Consider the following 16,858-nt stretch of genomic DNA (forward strand, 5'->3'; position numbering starts at 1 on the left):
TATTTTATTCTACGGTCACTGACTTCGCCAAGTTACGAGGCTGATCCACATCTGTTCCCTTAATTAAGGCAACGTGATAAGAAAGTAGTTGTAACGGTACTGCATAGAAAATTGGTGCTGTAACGTGATCTACTTTCGGGAAGGTTAATACTGTATAACCTTCTTGGCTACTAAATCCTGCTTCGCTATCAGCAAAGACATACATTTGACCGCCACGGGCACGCACTTCTTCAATATTTGATTTCACTTTCTCAAGTAAATCATTTTCCGGAGCAACTACAATAACCGGCATATCCGCATCAATTAACGCTAAAGGACCGTGTTTTAACTCACCTGCCGCATAGGCTTCTGCGTGAATATAAGAAATCTCTTTTAATTTCAATGCAGATTCCATTGCGATAGGATAGAACTCACCACGTCCTAAGAAGAGTGTATGATGTTTCTCCGCAAAGTCTTCTGATAATTTCTCAATCTCTTTATCAAACACTAATGCACTTTCAATTTGTGCAGGTAAGCGTTGTAAAGATTTCACAATTTCCGTTTCTTGTTCAGCAGAAACATTGCCTTTTAAGCGTCCTAATGCTGCCGTTAAAAGTAGTAAACAGGTTAATTGTGTTGTAAATGCTTTAGTTGAAGCAACGCCCACTTCCACACCTGCACGGGTCATAAAGGCAAAGTCAGATTCGCGCACAAGGGAAGAACTTGCCACGTTACAAATGGTCATTGCTGCCATAAAGCCAGATTCTTTGGCTAAACGTAATGCCGCTAAAGTATCTGCCGTTTCACCCGATTGAGAAATAGTAACAAGTAAACTATTCGGGCGAGTCACAAATTTACGGTAACGGAATTCAGAAGCGATTTCGACATCACAAGCCACGCCAGCAATAGATTCAAACCAGTAACGAGCCACCATGCCCGCATTGTAAGATGTACCACAAGCAACGATTTGAATGTGTTCAACTTTCTTTAAGATCTCTTCGGCATTGTTGCTGATCGCTTCAATGTTTACTTTACCGTTCGCAATACGTCCTTCTAAGGTATTCATAATTGCTACTGGCTGTTCAAAAATCTCTTTTTGCATATAGTGGCGATATTGACCTTTATCCGCCGCATCGGATTCAAAGTTACCTTCGTGAACTTCACGCTCTACTTTTTCACCTTCACGGTTATAAATATCGACAGTACGACGAGTGATTTCTGCTACATCACCTTCTTCAAGGTAGATAAAACGGCGAGTTACACTTAATAATGCAAGCGGGTCGGAAGCAAGGAAATTTTCCCCAACACCTAAACCGATCACTAGTGGGCTACCTGAACGAGCAACGACTAAATGCTCTGGCTCATCTTGGTTCATGACCACTGTTCCGTAAGCTCCACGAAGCTGTTTGACTGCTTTTCTTACTGCATCAAGCAAGTTTGGTGTTGTACGAAATTCCCATTCTACTAAATGTGCAATCACTTCAGTATCCGTTTGAGATTGGAACACATAACCACGTTGTTGTAGTTCAGTACGAAGTTCTTCGTAGTTCTCAATAATACCGTTATGAACGACGGCGATTTTGCCTGAACGGTGTGGGTGTGCATTAACTTCTGATGGCTCACCATGTGTTGCCCAACGAGTATGCGCAATCCCTGTTCCACCTAAAAGCGGGTTTGCTTCAAGTGCTTCATCTAAGAATTTCACTTTACCCACACGGCGAACGATTTGTAAATTATGATCATTCCCTAAAACTGCTACACCAGCCGAGTCATAACCACGGTATTCTAAACGGTGTAAACCATCGACTAAGATTTCTGCGACATCACGTTGTGCTACTGCACCTACAATTCCACACATAAATTTGCATTCCTATATTTAAGTTTGATTGGATAGCTTAGCTATCGGATAAGCTCAAATCTCACCTTACAAGCGGTCAGATTTCATTAACTTTTTGCAATAATCACTTCAACCCCGAGTGATTCAATCTGCATTTTTACGTCAGGATCAAGTTGATCATCCGTAATTAATTTATCAATTTGTTGCCATTTCAATTCAAGGTTAGGCATTTTGCGTCCGATTTTTTGAGATTCAATCAGCACAACCACTTCCCTTGAGACTTCTGCCATCACCTGACTTAAACCCACCAATTCATTAAAAGTGGTTGTGCCACGCGCAAGATCTAAGCCGTCTGCGCCGATAAAGAGCTGGTCGAAATCATAGGAACGTAGCACATTTTCTGCAACCTTTCCTTGAAAGGATTCTGAACGAGCGTCCCAAGTTCCACCTGTCATTAATACCGTTGGCTCACATTCTAATGTCGTTAATTCACTTGCTAAGGCAAGGGAGTTGGTCATAACAACTAAGCCTGAATGATGTAACGCTTTGACTAAAGCCCCTGTTGTGCTACCGCTATCAATGATAATTCGATTATGTTCTCGAATTTGATTGGCAGCGCTATGGGCAATGGCTAACTTTTGTTTCGAAAGATTTTCTTGTGAATCATCAATTAATTCTGAAGGCAACTTAATTGCTCCACCATAACGACGCAATAAAAAACCGCTCTCTTCTAAGGCGGTCAAATCCTTGCGAATCGTGACTTCTGATGTTTCAAATAATTGTGCTAAAGACTCCACACTGACTTCACCTTGTTCTTGTACGATATTGACAATGATCTGACGGCGTTGCTGGGTGTTTCGTTTTGACACTTTTTACTCCAATTATCTTTCGTTTCGAAAAAAAAACTGGTGCATTATAAGGGAGTCAAATAGGAAAATAAAGTAGTGTTTATGATTTTTTCAGCAGATTAATGGGAAGATTTGTGCTACTATCATCAAAACTAAGTGCTAGATGCATTTTACATTCAGTTTATTATATCGTTATTAGTTTAGAACGAATCACATTTCCCAACCGTTATCTATCTTTCTGAATTTACATTTCAATAATAAAAACAATAAGTTAACAATTTAATTAAGAGAATTATATTATGATCGTTGATCCAAATTACCAAAAAGAACTCGAGAAATATGAGAACCCTGTGCCAAGCAGGGAATTTATTTTACAAACCATTCGTGACTATGACGCTCCGATGAGTAGAGAAGAGTTGCTTGAGGCGTTTCATCTTTATGATGAAGAACGTCAAGAAGCGGTTCGTCGTCGTTTGCGTGCGATGGAAAATGATGGGCAGTTAGTTTTCACTAAGAAAAAACGTTATGCCTTGCCTGAAAAAATGGACTTAATCAAAGGCACGGTGATTGGACACCGTGATGGCTACGGCTTTTTGCAAGTTGAAGGAGATGATGATTGGTTTATCCCGAATAGTCAGATGATCCGTGTGATGCACGGTGATTTTGTGCTGGCTCAACCGAATGGGATTGACCGTCGTGGGCGTAAAGAAGTACGGATTGTGCGTGTGCTTGAAGCACGCAAAAAGCAGATTGTTGGACGTTTTTTCACTGAGAGCGGTATCAATTATGTGGTGCCTGATGATAGTCGTATCAATCAGGATATTTTGATCCCTGAAGAACATCGTCTAGGGGCGAGAATGGGGCAAGTGGTTGTAGTTGAACTTCAGCCACGCAAAGCAGATTTCAAACGCCCTGTTGGTGTGATTACGGAAATTCTAGGGGATAATCTTGCACCAGGTATGGAAATCGAAATCGCTCTGCGTAACCACGATATTCCGCACATTTGGCCAGAAGGTGTGGAAAAACAGGTGCGTCAATTTAGCGAAGAAGTCCCAGAAGAAGCCAAAATCGGTCGGGTTGATCTACGTGGCTTGCCGTTGGTAACAATTGATGGCGAAAGTGCGAGAGATTTTGATGATGCGGTGTTCTGTCAAAAAGAGAGCAACGGCTGGCGTTTGTGGGTGGCGATTGCAGATGTGAGTTACTATGTTCGCCCGAAAACTGCCCTTGATCTTGAAGCACAACAGCGTGGTAATTCGGTCTATTTCCCTAATCGTGTGATCCCGATGTTACCTGAAGTGTTATCAAATGGGTTATGTTCATTAAATCCGCAAGTAGATCGGCTCTGCTTAGTGGCAGAAATGGTGGTGTCTGAAAGCGGTAAGTTACTGGGTTATAAATTCTATGAAGCGGTGATGAACTCGCACGCTCGCTTAACTTATACAAAAGTGTGGAACATATTGGAAGGCGACGAAGCACTTCGTGAGCGTTATTTTTATCTTGTGCCACATTTGGAAGAGTTGCACGCAATGTATAAGGTATTGCTGAATACTCGCCACCAACGTGGTGCGATTGAGTTTGAAACGGTAGAAAATCAATTTATTTTCAATCCACAAGGGCGGATTGAACGCATTGAGCCTGTGATCCGCAATGATGCACATAAAATCATTGAAGAGTGTATGATTTTAGCCAACATTGCTTCTGCTCGTTTTGTGGAAGAAGCAAATGAACCAGCCTTATTCCGTATTCACGCTCAACCGAGTGAAGAGAAGCTCACTAGTTTCCGTACTTTCTTAAAAGAGTGTGGTTTATGCTTAAATGGCGGTTTGCGTCCAACACCAAAAGATTACGCCGAGTTGCTAGAACAGGTCAAAGAACGTCCTGATGCTGAATTAATTCAGACAATGTTACTTCGCTCTCTCAAACAAGCGGTCTATTCCCCTGATAATGAAGGACATTTTGGCTTGGCATTGACGGAATATGCCCATTTCACTTCTCCGATCCGCCGTTATCCTGATTTGTTATTGCATCGTGCCATTAAGTATTTGATTGAAAAGGAAAAAGGCAACAAGCGTCACTATACTGACGGCGGTGGCTATCACTATCAGCTCGACGATATGGATATTTTCGGTGAAAAATGTTCTGCAACGGAACGTCGAGCAGACGAAGCTACACGAGAAGTGGCTGATTGGCTGAAATGTGAATATATGCAAGATCATATCGGCGAAGTGTTTGACGGCGTGATTTCCAGCGTAACGGGCTTTGGTTTGTTTGTTAAACTCAATGAACTGCTGATCGACGGTTTAGTCCACATTTCAACGTTGGATAACGGCTATTACCATTTCGACAGCGACCGCCAGCGTCTTGTCGGCGAAAACGGCGTAATGTACCGCTTGGGCGATCCTGTTAGGGTTAAAGTGATCGGGGTAAATCTTGATGATAAAAAAATTGATTTTGCTTTGGTGACCAGCTTACGCAAAGCTCGTGGTGAAGGCAAAACAGCGAAGAAAAAAGCGAAGGCAGAAAAGCCTGTGTTTAAGGAAGTTAAGACAATCAAGCCAGAAAAGACAAAACGTACGGGAAAGGCAACGGGGACGAAGAAAAAGAAAAAATAATTGCAAAATTTTGATAGAAAGTAACCGCTTGTAAATAACAAAACTAGCTAAGAGTATTTATGTTCTATGCAAAAAATCTGCGGTTATTTCTTTTTAGTCTATTTGGTATAACTTTATTTTAAAGATTGTTTGTATTTAGCTATAAAAAATTGGCACCCTCACCAATAGATTATTAAGTCTAATTAATGAGGGTGCCGATTAAAATAGTTGTTTTTAGAAACTAATTGATGATTTAATTTTAGTTAATGTTGACTCACCAATACCTGAGACTTTTGATAATTCAGAAATATCTTTGATCCCACCATTTTTATTACGATAATCGATAATAGCTTGAGCTTTTGCTTCACCAATACCAGGCAATGTTTGTAAAGTTTTTGCATCTGCAGTATTGATGTTTACTTTACTCATTGTTGATGATTTTACCGTATTTTTTACTGATGTAGCTTTAGTTGTTGCTTCTGTTTTTGCTGTATTTACTGCATTTGTTGCAGAAGTTTTAGCAGTGCTAACTTTAGATGTTACGCTCTCTTTTGACGAATTTACTACATTAGTTGCTGTGGTTTTAGTTGTAGTCACTTTTTCTGTGACAGCGTTCTTCAACGAAGAAGAAGCATCTGTTGCTGTTGATTTAGCAGAAGTTTTAGCAGATGTTACCACTTGTGTTGCACTTTCTTTCATTGTCGCTAATGGATTGGCGGTTTCTGCAAATGACATTGACGAGATTGCCATGGTAATTCCGAGTGTAAGTAATGATTTTAATGATTTCATAGAAAATCCTTATAAAAAATAAATGATGGTTAAAAAACTCTAGTTAAGACTATCAATATGATAAAAAAGTTCCTGATTGAACAACAAATTAAACTTTTTCTTTACTTTCTAAGTAATTTCCAAACAAAAATGCCACTAATCCAATACATAATGATGGAACGATCACGTGAAAGTTTAAAATTTTAATACTAAAGACTGTCATTCCCACGTAGCTTGTTAATCCCGCTACCATAGACCACAATGCACCTGTGGCATTCGCTTTTTTCCAGAACAGTCCTAAGACAATCACCCATAAGAATGTGGCCTCTAAGCCACCTAATGAAAGTAAATTTAGCCAGATTAACATTTCAGGGGGATTAATAGAGGCAAACACTAAAAAGATACAAATAGCCAAGGTTGTTGTCGTAGAGAAGTATTTAATTTTCTTCTCATCATTAATGGCATTAGGTTTAATGGCCAAGTAAAGATCTTTAATCAATGTTGAAGATGATTGAATCAACATAGAATCAATTGACGACATAATGGCTGCCATTGGTGCAGCTAAAAAGATACCTGCAACAACAGGCGGTAAAACTTGCATCATTAATGTAGGAATGACCTGATCGGCAACTTTTAAATCTGGTAATAATGCTCTCCCTAATGTTCCAGCAAGATGCATACCAAACATTAAAATCACAACGACTACAGTACCAATAATTAATGCTCGATGTAATGCTTTGCTGTCCTTGTACGCCATACTTCGTACCGCAAGGTGAGGCAATCCAATTAAACCAAAGCAGACTAACACCCAAAAGGATGTCATAAAGGTAAAATCTAATGGACGTTCATCAATGCCGTAAGGCTCGATCAGTTGTGGGTTAATAATTTCTAATTGATTGATCGTATTTTCAACGCCTCCAGTAGCATAAATAACACCACCGAGTAATAACAGTGTACCTAATACCATCACTAATCCTTGAACGGTATCGGTCAATACAACTGCACGGAATCCACCAATGAAAGTATAGATCCCTACAGTGATTGCAAAGATAAGAATAGAGGTGGAATAAGAGATGCCTAATGTCGTTTCAAGTAAACGTCCCGCGCCAATAAATTGAACGGTCATCATGGCAAAGAATGAGAGCAATAATGCAAAGCTGGAGAGCCAAACAACAAAGCGATTTTGATAGCGAGCGAATAAAATATCATTGATCGTCACGCTGTTTGTTTGGCGAGCAAGCATGGCTAATTTTTTTCCAACAACGCCCAAAGAGAGTAATACCGCAGGGACTTGAATCATCGCAAGTAAAACCCAGCCTAATCCATATTTATAGGCCGCACCAGGACCTCCAATAAAGCTACTTGCACCAACGTAGGTGGCTGCTGTTGTCATAGCGAGAACAAAGCCAGACATGGAACGTCCGCCCACGTAATATTCTGATAAGAAACTACCGCTTGTACGTTGGCGGTAAGCATAGTACGCCACACCAAATACAAAAATTAAGTAGGCAATAAGGGGAAGTAACATCTCAAGATTCATCTTTGCCCTCTAAATCAATCTCTCTAAAACAGCATTTAACAACCATAGCAATCGCTAGAGTAAATAAGATAGGTAAATAGATACAAGCGAGTTCAAACCAAATCGGAAAGCCTAAAATGCCCCTTCCTGTTGGAGAAAAATAAGCAAATCCTGTCCACCCTAATATGTAGAATAGTGTTAACCATAATGCCCAACGGACTTCTTGACTAATTTGTTGTGAAATTTTCATATTATTCCTTTAAAACAAAACCTCGCATGTGCGAGGCTTAGGTTTAGCTTAATATTGCCACTCATCGGGGTCAATGCCCATTTTTCGCATTTTCTCTTTAGCTTCTTCTGGAATTTCATCATGGCGCTCTTTCATCAGATCTTCATCCGTCGGAAGTGGCTGACCTGTGAAAGCATGAAGAAAGGCTTCACACAACAATTCACTGTTTGTTGCATGACGAAGATTACGGATTTGACGACGTGTACGTTCATTCGTCAAAATTTCCAATACTTTAATTGGAATAGAGACTGTGATTTTTTTAACTTGTTCGCTCTTTTTACCGTGCTCTGCATAAGGGCTAATATATTCACCGTTCCAATCTGCCATGGATTATCTACCTTAAGTTCAATCAAGTGGCGTATATTCTAATCAAAACAGCGGTATATCGCAATCTAGACGTCTAGATTTCTTAAAGACAATAAAAAAGGCGACACAAAGTCGCCTATTTTTAGAATAAATCTTATTGATTGTTTTGAACGTAATCAATCGCAGATTGAACAGTCGTGATTTTTTCTGCTTCTTCATCTGGAATTTCGATATCGAATTCTTCTTCTAAAGCCATCACTAACTCAACAGTGTCAAGAGAGTCTGCACCTAAATCTTCGATGAAAGAAGCTTCTGGTTTTACATCTTCTGCTTTTGCACCAAGTTGATCAACGATAATTTTTTTTACGCGTTCTTCAATGCTCATTTTTTGTTTCCTATGTGTATAAATTCGCTAAGTGCGAGAGTTGATATAGTGTAAAGGAAAATTTGCTAAATTCAAGCCTTTTAATACAAGTCGAACCAGCCCGTATTTTCCACAACACCAGAACTAAGTTTCGCTATGTTTAGCGAAAAATCGGGCGTAATTCTAACATTATGCTTAGGGATTATCCATAGTGGATTTTTGATCGAATCGGCATTTCACTAAAATTACCTAAAACAAACGGTCAGATTTTAGGATTTTTTTGCAATTTGCAAAATTCTTTGTCGATCTGACCGCTTTTTGATTTAAAATACCGCCCATTTCGTTTTATAGAATTGATACAAATAGGATAAATAAATGCGTACAAGTCAATATCTCTTTTCAACCTTGAAAGAAACCCCGAACGATGCTCAAGTCGTTAGCCATCAGTTAATGTTGCGTGCTGGTATGATCCGACCGCTTGCATCAGGAATGTATAACTGGTTGCCAACTGGGTTGCGTGTGTTGAAAAAAGTGGAAAATATTATTCGTGAAGAGATGAATAAAAGCGGTGCTTTAGAAGTAGAAATGCCTGTGGTGCAACCAGCGGATTTATGGGTTGAGTCTGAGCGTTGGGAAGATTACGGCCCTGAGTTACTGCGTTTTAAAGATCGTGGCGATCGCCCGTTCGTATTAGGCCCGACCCACGAAGAGGTGATTACGGATTTAGTGCGTCGTGAAGTGAGTTCATATAAACAACTTCCGTTAAACCTATACCAAATTCAAACCAAATTCCGTGACGAAGTGCGCCCACGTTTTGGGGTAATGCGTGGACGTGAGTTTTTAATGAAAGACGCTTACTCATTCCACACCAGCAAAGAGTCTCTTCAAGAAACCTACGATGTGATGCACCAAACTTATAGCAATATTTTCACTCGTTTAGGCTTAGATTTCCGTCCTGTTGCAGCAGATACGGGGTCTATTGGCGGTTCGGCATCACACGAATTTCAGGTGTTGGCACAAAGCGGTGAAGATGATGTCGTGTTCTCAACCGAATCAGACTATGCGGCAAATATTGAGCTTGCAGAAGCGATTGCAGTCGGCGAGCGTCAAGCCCCAACGGCAGAAATGACCCTTGTAGATACGCCAAATGCAAAAACCATTGCAGAACTCGTTGAGCAGTTCAATCTACCAATTGAAAAAACGGTGAAAACCTTGATTGTAAAAGGTGCAAGTGAAGAACAGCCGTTAGTGGCGTTAGTTATCCGTGGCGACCACGAACTCAATGAAATCAAAGCGGTGAAATGCGAAGAAGTGGCGGAGCCGTTTGAATTTGCTGATGAAGCGGAAATCAAAGCGAAAATCGGTACGGGAGTAGGTTCGTTAGGCCCTGTGAATATGCCAATTCCAGTAATTATCGACAGAAGTGTGGCGTTAATGAGCGACTTTGGTGCAGGGGCGAACATTGACGGTAAACACTACTTCAACATCAACTGGGAACGTGATGTCGCTTTACCAAAAATTGCAGATTTGCGTAATGTGGTGGAAGGCGATCCAAGCCCGGACGGTAAAGGTACGCTGTTAATCAAACGTGGTATCGAAGTGGGTCATATTTTCCAACTTGGCACAAAATATTCTGAAGCGATGAAAGCGACAGTGCAAGGTGAAGATGGCCGTCCACAAACAATGATTATGGGTTGCTATGGTATCGGTGTTACTCGTGTCGTTGCAGCAGCAATTGAACAGCACCACGATGAACGAGGGATCATTTGGCCGACCGATGCGATTGCACCGTTCACTGTCGCAGTTGTGCCGATGAATATGCACAAGTCTGAAAGTGTCGCAACCTTTGCGGAAGATCTGTATAAAACCTTACGTTCACAAGGCGTTGATGTGATTTTCGACGACCGTAAAGAACGCCCAGGTGTGATGTTTGCCGATATGGAACTGATCGGTGTGCCACATATGGTGGTTATCGGTGAGAAAAACCTTGAAAATGGCGAAATTGAGTATAAAAACCGCCGTACAGGTGAGAAACAGATGATTGCCAAAGAGCAGTTGTTGGATTTCTTGAAAGGGCAGGTTAAGGCGTAATAACAAAGTGAGTTTAAGTAGAGCTAACATCTTATAACATAATGCTGATTTTACGATGATTTTTAGCAATTGTTTTATCTACGCTAGCTTCTATTATACTTAGTGAAAACGGACATCAATTGATGTCCGTTTTTTGTTGATGGTGAGAAACTATATAAAAATGACTATTTGTATAACTCTCCTGATAAAAGTTAGACTTATTTAGTGCTGGTGCAACTCCTGTACCGAATACACATCAAATTCATTGATATGTTTCACTGCCTCAGAAATCGCATCGGCCCCTGCAATCGTGGTATAGACAGGCACACGCTGTTGCAGAGCGGTACGGCGGATTGAGTGGCTGTCGGCAATCACTTCAGGCTCACCGTTTACGGTGTTGATGACCATCGCAATTTCGCCGTTTTTAATCGCATCTACGATATGCGGTCTGCCTTCACGCACTTTATTGACGATTTGAGCTGCCACGCCGTTTTCACGCAAGAATTTCGCTGTTCCTAAGGTTGCACATAAGCCGTAGCCTTGCTCTTGTAGGCGTTTTGCCACATCGAGTAAGCGAGGTTTATCGTTGTTATCTACCGATAAGAACACTTTTCCTGTTCTTGGAATACGTTCACCAGCGCCTAATTGTGCTTTGAAGAAGGCTTCAGCAAAGGTTTCGCCCACGCCCATTACTTCCCCTGTTGAACGCATTTCAGGGCCTAAAATTGTATCTACCCCTGGGAATTTGATGAATGGGAATACCGCTTCTTTAACGAAGTATTTTTGTGGGATTACTTCTTCCAGAGCATTGAGTTCTGCAAGGCTTTCCCCTGCCATTACTCGTGCAGCGATTTTAGCTAACGGCTGACCTGTCGCTTTACTCACAAACGGCACGGTACGGCTGGCACGAGGGTTTACTTCAAGAACATATACCACATCATTTTGTACCGCAAATTGTACGTTCATTAAGCCTTTAACCCCAAGAGCAAACGCCATTTCTTTAGTCTGTCTGCGAATTTCATCGAGGATCTCACCGCTTAACGAGTAAGCAGGTAGAGAACACGCTGAGTCGCCACTGTGGATACCTGCTTGTTCAACGTGTTGCATAATACCGCCGATCACCACGTTTTCGCCGTCACAGATACAGTCCACATCGACTTCAATCGCATTATTTAAGAAGTGGTCGAGTAAGATCGGGCTGTCGTTAGACACAGACACCGCTTCACGCATATATTTGTTCAATTCTTCATCGTTATAGACGATTTGCATTGCACGTCCGCCAAGTACATAAGATGGGCGAACTACCAACGGATAACCCACTTCATTTGCTAACGCCACTGCTTCTTGTGCATTACGAGCTGTGCGGTTAGCAGGTTGTTTTAGGTTCAAATCGTGCAGAATTTTTTGGAAACGTTCACGGTCTTCCGCCGCATCAATGCTATCTGCTGATGTGCCGATAATGTTTACACCATTCTCGTGTAAAGCATTCGCTAGTTTTAACGGCGTTTGACCGCCATAGTGAACAATCACGCCCCACGGCTGTTCTACACGCACCACTTCTAACACATCTTCCAGCGTTAATGGCTCGAAATACAAGCGGTCAGAGGTATCAAAATCTGTTGAAACCGTTTCAGGGTTGCAGTTCACCATAATGGTCTCATAACCAGCTTCACGCAAGGCAAGAGATGCGTGAACACAGCAGTAATCGAACTCAATCCCTTGTCCAATACGGTTCGGGCCACCGCCTAAAATCATCACTTTTTTACGATCAGATGGGTTCGCTTCGCACTCTTCTTCGTAAGTAGAATAGAGATAAGCTGTATCAGAAGCAAACTCTGCCGCACAGGTATCGACACGTTTGTAAACCGGTAGAATGCCAAGGGTATGGCGATAGTCACGTACTGCTTTTTCGCTGACTTTGGTGAGCTGGGCGATACGTTTATCCGAGAAACCTTTGCGTTTTAAACGACGTAATTCTTCACGATCTAAATCGCTTAACTGTTTTTTCTCAAGGGCAAGCTCTTCTTGCACCAAATCTTGAATTTGAATTAAGAACCACGGATCGATTTTGGAATAGTGATGAACTTCGTCCAAGCTAAAGCCTGCACCAAAAGCATCAGCAACATAAAGAATACGGTTCGGGCCTGGGTTTGCCAGTTCACGACGGATTTTCTCAGGCTCTTCCGATAGCAAGTTAAAGCCACAAATCCCTGTTTCTAAGCCACGCAACGCTTTCTGCAAGCTTTCTTGGAAAGTTCTTCCCATTGCCATCACTTCGCCCACAGACTTCATTTGGGTGGTTAAACGGTCGTCTGCATTCGCAAATTTTTCAAAGGCAAAACGTGGAATTTTGGTCACAACATAGTCAAGGGTTGGTTCAAAAGACGCTGGAATTAAACCGTCCGTAATATCGTTACGCAGTTCATTTAAGGTATAACCCACCGCTAATTTCGCTGCAACTTTCGCAATCGGGAAGCCTGTTGCTTTAGATGCAAGGGCAGAAGAACGGCTAACACGCGGGTTCATTTCAATTACGATCATCTCGCCATTTTCAGGATTGATCGCAAATTGCACGTTTGAACCACCTGTATCCACGCCGATTTCACGCAACACTGCCAAAGAAGCGTTACGCATAATTTGGTATTCTTTATCGGTCAAAGTTTGTGCAGGTGCAACGGTAATGCTGTCGCCCGTATGCACGCCCATCGGGTCGAAGTTCTCAATTGAACAAACGATAATGCAGTTGTCCGCTTTATCACGCACCACTTCCATTTCATACTCTTTCCAACCAAGCACAGACTGTTCAATCAATAACTCGTGGGTTGGCGACGCTTCAAATCCCCGTTCGCAAATCGCTAAAAATTCATCACGGTTATAAGCGATACCGCCACCTGAACCGCCCATTGTAAATGATGGACGAATTAATGTTGGGAAACCGACCGCTTCCTGTGCTTTCAAGGCTTCTTCAAGGGTATGAGCAATAAAAGATTTCGGGCAAGACAAACCGATTTTTTCCATCGCTTGTTTGAAACGACCACGGTCTTCCGCTTTATCAATCGCATCTTCACTCGCCCCGATCAGCTCAACATTGAACTGTTTTAACACCCCGTTACGAGATAAATCTAAGGCACAGTTTAATGCCGTTTGACCGCCCATTGTTGGTAAAATCGCATCTGGACGCTCTTTTTCGATGATTTTCGCCACCGTTCGCCACTCAATCGGCTCAATATAGGTCACGTCCGCCATATTTGGATCGGTCATAATGGTCGCTGGGTTTGAGTTCACCAACACCACTTTATACCCTTCTTCACGCAACGCCTTACACGCCTGCGCCCCTGAGTAGTCAAATTCACACGCCTGCCCAATCACAATCGGACCAGCACCAATAATTAAAATCGTGTTTATATCTGTACGTTTTGGCATAGTTTTTTCTCTGTTGTTTCAATTTGTGTAGGGGCGGACCGATGTGTCCGCCCGAAACATCATCGGTGTTTTAATAGGGCGGACACATCGGTCCGCCCCTACATACGTCTATTTTTTACAAGCGCTCACTTGTCAGCAAAATTTTGCAAATTTCCCTTCTGATCTCAGCGTTTATTAACCTTTCGCTTTTCTTAATTCATCAATAAAGCGGTCAAACAGGTATGCCACATCGTGTGGGCCTGGGCTGGCTTCTGGGTGTCCTTGGAACGAGAATGCCGATTGATCGGTGAGTTCAATGCCTTGGACTGTGCCGTCAAAGAGTGAGCGGTGGGTGACACGAACGTTAGCCGGTAAACTCGCTTCATCAACTTCAAAACCGTGGTTTTGGCTGGTGATCAACACATTTTGCGTATCTAAATCTTGTACAGGGTGGTTTGCACCGTGGTGTCCGAATGCCATTTTTTTCGTTTTACCGCCTGCGGCTAATCCGAGTAATTGATGCCCTAAACAGATGCCGAAAATCGGTTTTTTCGTTGCCAATAATTTTTGGATAGCGGTAATTGCATAGGTGCAAGGCTCTGGGTCGCCTGGTCCGTTAGATAAGAAAATACCGTCTGGATTTAAGGCTAGTACAGCTTCTGCAGAGGTTGTTGCCGGCACAACGGTGATACGACAGCCACGTTCCGCAAGCATTCTTAAAATATTGCGTTTTACGCCAAAATCGTAAGCGACAACGTGAAATTCAGGGGTAGTTTGTTGCACATAACCTTTGCCAAGTTGCCATTCGCCTTCTGTCCATTGATACAGCTTTTTACAGGTCACTTCTTTGGCTAAATCTTGCCCAGCCATTGAGCCGAAGCTGTTGGCAAGTTCAAGGGCTTTAGCCACATCATCACCGACATAAATACAGCCTGCTTGAGCGCCTTTATCACGCAAAATTCGGGTTAAACGGCGTGTATCAATGTCGGCGATTGCGACGATTTTATGTTTAACAAGATAATCAGAAAGTGAAGAGTTAGCACGGAAATTGCTATGAATAAGGGGAAGATCACGAATAATTAAACCTGCGGCATACACGTTATCGGCTTCTTCGTCTTCGTTATTTGTGCCGGTATTGCCGATATGTGGATAAGTTAATGTGACAATTTGATTCGTGTATGAAGGATCGGTGAGGATTTCTTGGTAGCCCGTCATTGCGGTGTTGAATACGACTTCACCAATGGTATGTCCTTGATAACCAATAGATTTTCCGTGAAAAACAGAACCGTCGGCAAGAACGAGAATGGCAGGTTCAAACATATTGTATTTACTCCTAATGTGAATTTGGTAACACGCCTTCTTAGGAAGTAGGCGGCTGAGTGTATCAAAGCAAACGTTTGCCTTCAAGTTAAACTTTTAAAAGTGTTCAAAACAAACGGTTTTAAATGACTATTTATGCTCTTATTTTGCATTTTTATGCAAAATAATGCAAGTGTTAAAAAATCTATTTTTCAATAAGCCACAAGCGGTTAGAATAGAGAGAAATTTTACTAAAGAGAAAAAAGAATGAATAAATTTGAATTCGCAGAACAATTAATCGCCATTGTGAAACGAGATGTTGCCCCAGCATTAGGTTGTACCGAGCCGATTTCGTTGGCGTTAGCGTCTGCAATTGCGAAATCACACTTAGGTGGTGAGCCAGTTCAAATTCAGGCTAAAGTGTCCCCGAATTTAATGAAAAATGGTATGGGGGTTACCGTGCCAGGAACGGGTATGGTGGGCTTGCCAATTGCGGCTGCTGTGGGGGCAATTGCTGGTGATGAGAAGGCAGGTTTGGAAGTGTTGAAACATATTCAAGCCGAAGATGTCGCCAAAGCAAAAGCGATGTTAGATGCCAATCAGGTAAGTGTGGATATTGCAAATGTGGATTTTCCGCTTTACTCAGAAGCCTTATTGTTAGGCGAAACGGGTTGGGTCAAAGTCTGTATTCAAGATACCCATACTAATGTGGTGTTGATTGAGAAAAATGGGGATGTGTTGTTCCAGCAACAAACGCAAGCGGTTGAAATGGCAGACGATTATCACTTTTTTAATCAACTTTCCGCCGAACAGATTTATCAATTTGCGATGGAAGTTCCCCTTGAACAGATTGCCTTTATTGCCGATGCGGCTAAATTAAATTCTGCGTTATCTAAAGAAGGTTTGGAAAAAGAGTATGGCTTACATATCGGGCGAACCTTGAAAAAACAGATTGAACTTGGCTTGATGTCTGATGACTTATTATCACGCATTGTGATTGAAACCACCGCAGCGTCAGATGCGAGAATGGGCGGTGCGTTGTTGCCTGCGATGAGCAATTCTGGGTCGGGCAACCAAGGCATTGCGGCAACCATGCCGTCGGTGATTGTGGCACGCTTTGTGAATGCCGATGATGAGCAACTGATCCGTGCGTTATTTCTTTCTCACACCATTGCAATCTATATTCACAGTAAGTTACCAAAACTGTCGGCGCTTTGTGCTGTGACTACGGCGGCAATGGGGAGTGCTGCTGGTATGGCGTATTTGTTGAAAGGCAATTTTAATGTCATTAGTATGGCGATTTGCAGTATGATTGGTGATATCAGTGGTGTACTGTGTGATGGTGCAGCAAATAGCTGTGCAATGAAAGTTTCCACAGGGGTATCTTCTGCCTATAAGGCGGTATTAATGGCATTAGATAATAGCCGAGTGACAGGCAATGAAGGTATCGTGGAACATAGTGTTGATAAATCAATCAATAACCTATGTGCGATTGCGACAAAAAGTATGGTCTATATGGATAGACAAATTATTGAAATTATGAGTACAAAAGAGCAAGATTGTTAAACAATAATAAAATGAAA

The 16,858-nt window shown here is 41.9% G+C and carries 12 protein-coding genes; 3 read left to right on the forward strand and 9 right to left on the reverse strand.

What is annotated here, in order from left to right; translation table 11 throughout:
- Positions 1-4 precede the first annotated feature (4 nt).
- Both glmS and EXH44_RS07310 read right to left on the reverse strand, forming a co-directional pair.
- Entirely contained in the window at positions 5-1,837 is a 1,833-nt protein-coding gene (glmS, locus tag EXH44_RS07305) for a glutamine--fructose-6-phosphate transaminase (isomerizing) (RefSeq protein WP_162856889.1), read from the reverse strand.
- Between the two features lie 86 nt (positions 1,838-1,923).
- Positions 1,924-2,685, reverse strand: a complete 762-nt coding sequence (locus EXH44_RS07310; RefSeq protein WP_162856890.1) for a DeoR/GlpR family DNA-binding transcription regulator — start codon at positions 2,683-2,685, stop codon at positions 1,924-1,926.
- A gap of 278 nt (positions 2,686-2,963) precedes the next feature.
- Here EXH44_RS07310 and rnr point away from each other — a divergent pair, with 278 nt between their 5' ends.
- The gene (gene rnr / locus EXH44_RS07315) at positions 2,964-5,279 is read left to right on the forward strand and encodes a ribonuclease R (protein ID WP_162856891.1); all 2,316 of its coding nucleotides are present in this window, start codon (positions 2,964-2,966) and stop codon (positions 5,277-5,279) included.
- 213 nt (positions 5,280-5,492) lie between these two features.
- Here the strand turns inward: rnr and EXH44_RS07320 are convergent, their stop codons facing one another.
- The 5 genes from EXH44_RS07320 to acpP form a co-directional block, all read right to left on the reverse strand.
- Positions 5,493-6,047 carry a ComEA family DNA-binding protein gene (locus EXH44_RS07320; protein WP_162856892.1) on the reverse strand — a complete coding sequence of 185 codons (555 nt, stop codon included), beginning with the start codon at positions 6,045-6,047 and terminating at the stop codon, positions 5,493-5,495.
- Between the two features lie 88 nt (positions 6,048-6,135).
- Positions 6,136-7,566, reverse strand: a complete 1,431-nt coding sequence (gene panF, locus EXH44_RS07325) for a sodium/pantothenate symporter (RefSeq protein WP_162856893.1) — start codon at positions 7,564-7,566, stop codon at positions 6,136-6,138.
- Positions 7,556-7,795 (reverse strand): YhdT family protein, encoded by a 240-nt coding sequence (locus EXH44_RS07330; RefSeq protein WP_162856894.1) that lies wholly within the window; start codon positions 7,793-7,795, stop codon positions 7,556-7,558. The genes panF and EXH44_RS07330 overlap by 11 nt, the downstream gene beginning before the upstream one ends.
- A 48-nt stretch (positions 7,796-7,843) precedes the next feature.
- Positions 7,844-8,161 (reverse strand): met regulon transcriptional regulator MetJ, encoded by a 318-nt coding sequence (gene metJ, locus EXH44_RS07335; protein WP_162856895.1) that lies wholly within the window; start codon positions 8,159-8,161, stop codon positions 7,844-7,846.
- Positions 8,162-8,294: 133 nt separating this feature from the next.
- On the reverse strand, positions 8,295-8,525 hold the full coding sequence (acpP, locus tag EXH44_RS07340) for an acyl carrier protein (protein WP_006249478.1): 231 nt from the start codon (positions 8,523-8,525) through the stop codon (positions 8,295-8,297).
- A gap of 354 nt (positions 8,526-8,879) precedes the next feature.
- Here acpP and proS point away from each other — a divergent pair, with 354 nt between their 5' ends.
- Entirely contained in the window at positions 8,880-10,595 is a 1,716-nt protein-coding gene (proS, locus tag EXH44_RS07345; RefSeq protein ID WP_162856896.1) for a proline--tRNA ligase, read from the forward strand.
- 201 nt (positions 10,596-10,796) lie between these two features.
- Here proS and carB read toward each other — a convergent pair whose 3' ends face one another.
- Together carB and carA are read right to left on the reverse strand one after the other, a co-directional pair.
- On the reverse strand, positions 10,797-13,997 hold the full coding sequence (gene carB, locus EXH44_RS07350) for a carbamoyl-phosphate synthase large subunit (RefSeq protein ID WP_162856897.1): 3,201 nt from the start codon (positions 13,995-13,997) through the stop codon (positions 10,797-10,799).
- A 174-nt stretch (positions 13,998-14,171) separates the two neighbouring features.
- Positions 14,172-15,296: a glutamine-hydrolyzing carbamoyl-phosphate synthase small subunit gene (gene carA, locus EXH44_RS07355; protein WP_162856898.1), complete on the reverse strand. Its 1,125-nt coding sequence runs from the start codon at positions 15,294-15,296 to the stop codon at positions 14,172-14,174.
- Positions 15,297-15,542: 246 nt separating this feature from the next.
- Between carA and EXH44_RS07360 the strand changes: the two genes are divergently transcribed.
- Complete coding sequence (locus EXH44_RS07360; protein ID WP_162856899.1) at positions 15,543-16,841, forward strand: L-cysteine desulfidase family protein; 1,299 nt, start codon at positions 15,543-15,545, stop codon at positions 16,839-16,841.
- Positions 16,842-16,858 lie beyond the last annotated feature (17 nt).

Origin of the sequence: Actinobacillus indolicus, from assembly GCF_004519515.1 — a bacterium.
Classification (GTDB): Bacteria; Pseudomonadota; Gammaproteobacteria; order Enterobacterales; family Pasteurellaceae; genus Glaesserella; species Glaesserella indolica_A.

What these genes read in the sequence shown, in the direction of transcription:
- EXH44_RS07360 (WP_162856899.1), top strand. Translation starts at nt 15,543, where the DNA reads ATGAATAAATTTGAATTCGCAGAACAATTAATCGCCATTGTGAAACGA.
- panF (WP_162856893.1), bottom strand. Translation starts at nt 7,566, where the DNA reads ATGAATCTTGAGATGTTACTTCCCCTTATTGCCTACTTAATTTTTGTA.
- carA (WP_162856898.1), bottom strand. Translation starts at nt 15,296, where the DNA reads ATGTTTGAACCTGCCATTCTCGTTCTTGCCGACGGTTCTGTTTTTCAC.
- glmS (WP_162856889.1), bottom strand. Translation starts at nt 1,837, where the DNA reads ATGTGTGGAATTGTAGGTGCAGTAGCACAACGTGATGTCGCAGAAATC.
- proS (WP_162856896.1), top strand. Translation starts at nt 8,880, where the DNA reads ATGCGTACAAGTCAATATCTCTTTTCAACCTTGAAAGAAACCCCGAAC.
- acpP (WP_006249478.1), bottom strand. Translation starts at nt 8,525, where the DNA reads ATGAGCATTGAAGAACGCGTAAAAAAAATTATCGTTGATCAACTTGGT.
- rnr (WP_162856891.1), top strand. Translation starts at nt 2,964, where the DNA reads ATGATCGTTGATCCAAATTACCAAAAAGAACTCGAGAAATATGAGAAC.
- EXH44_RS07330 (WP_162856894.1), bottom strand. Translation starts at nt 7,795, where the DNA reads ATGAAAATTTCACAACAAATTAGTCAAGAAGTCCGTTGGGCATTATGG.
- carB (WP_162856897.1), bottom strand. Translation starts at nt 13,997, where the DNA reads ATGCCAAAACGTACAGATATAAACACGATTTTAATTATTGGTGCTGGT.
- metJ (WP_162856895.1), bottom strand. Translation starts at nt 8,161, where the DNA reads ATGGCAGATTGGAACGGTGAATATATTAGCCCTTATGCAGAGCACGGT.
- EXH44_RS07320 (WP_162856892.1), bottom strand. Translation starts at nt 6,047, where the DNA reads ATGAAATCATTAAAATCATTACTTACACTCGGAATTACCATGGCAATC.